Source organism: Variovorax sp. P4_D9 (assembly GCF_056401695.1).
In genome coordinates this window covers 1-1,254 of record NZ_JBFUIU010001480.1, presented here as the reverse complement: position 1 = coordinate 1,254, position 1,254 = coordinate 1, and the positions used below count along the sequence as shown (strand labels likewise).

Annotated in this window: 1 protein-coding gene; it reads right to left on the bottom strand. The window is 60.7% G+C overall.

Going from position 1 to position 1,254, the window contains the following annotated elements; genetic code table 11:
• Positions 1–1,010 precede the first annotated feature (1,010 nt).
• Complete coding sequence (locus AC1DY5_RS56180; RefSeq protein WP_478122798.1) at positions 1,011–1,205, bottom strand: hypothetical protein; 195 nt, start codon at positions 1,203–1,205, stop codon at positions 1,011–1,013.
• Between the last annotated feature and the right edge of the window lie 49 nt (positions 1,206–1,254).

Genomic DNA, 1,254 nt, shown 5'->3' with positions numbered 1-1,254 from the left:
TCCTTCCTGCTACGGACGATGACCGATTCGCCAGCCGTGAGGCCGTCGAGGTAACCGCTGTGATTGTGGGACAACCCGACCTGGTATTGACATTTCGTGCGCCGGCTGGAGTTCAAACCAGCCGGGACGCAGAGGTGGACCTCTTGGTGCCAGTAAGCCAAGCGCATCCTGCGGAACCAGCAATTCTGCGCGTCGGACCCGAAATTCGAGTCCGGCCGAGTGGAACTGCTTCCAAATGTCTGGCAAAGGAGGCGGCTACCTCATCAGCTCAAAGGCCCGAAGATGGGTTCGTCGCATGCCCGACGCCCGACCGTGTTGGTGTTGTGCGCTACCGCTGGTTCCTCCGTTCAGATAACCCGGGAACGTCCACGGTGGTCGTCACGATTCCGGCCAGCTCGATGGGGCGTCTTCGAGGTGCCGAGTGGACTGCTACCGCCGCCACGGACGGGCAGACTTGGTTCAAATTCGTCCCTGGCCCAAATGCGCCCTCTCAGGTTCTGTCACCACGAGAGAGCCGAGGGGGCTTTCGGAGAATTCCGATGGAAATGACGCCGGCAGCTCCGGAGGCTCGCAACGCGGGCTATGAAGTGAACCTAGGCGCCGGCGAGTTCTTGGTGCCGTTGGAGGTTCAGGGCACCTTGGGCTTGTCCGCGAGTGCATACGCGGTCTTGGCGCTAGTCGGAACCGCGTTGTCGACGTTCTTGGGCAGTGGGTGGCTCTGGCAGCTACTCAACTGGCTTCGGAACAAAAGGAAGCCTCCAGTAGCGCCGCATGTCCCTTTCGGAAAGCGAAAGACAAAAGCGGAGTAAGCCTTGAGGGGCTTGCGCGGCTCTTGCTCCAAGTGTGCCTGTCGATGCTGCCTATAAAAACTCGGACTTGTCGCGTCGTGGGACATTCTCGCGATGTGGGCTTCGCGCAGAACGCGGGCCATGTTCCAGCCGTTGTCCGCAAGCGCCGGGTTTCGTCATTGAGGTCGCTGTACGTGAGTGCGTATTCGTTGGCGGAGCCGCTCATGCATCGCACCCTGAGACGTTGGAGACGACGGCGCGGATGCCTTGCTTCAGCAGCAAGGACTTGATTTCGGCTGCAACCTCCGCTGCCTTCGACTCGGGCAGGTTGCGGTGGATTCGATAGCTGGTGCCATCCGAGATTACGTCGAACGATCCTTGCTCGTTGGGCTTGACCTCGATTCTGTAGCGGCTCATGCGCCTTCTTCCTCGTCGCCTGGATAGTCGGGATCGCGCGGGTCCGGGT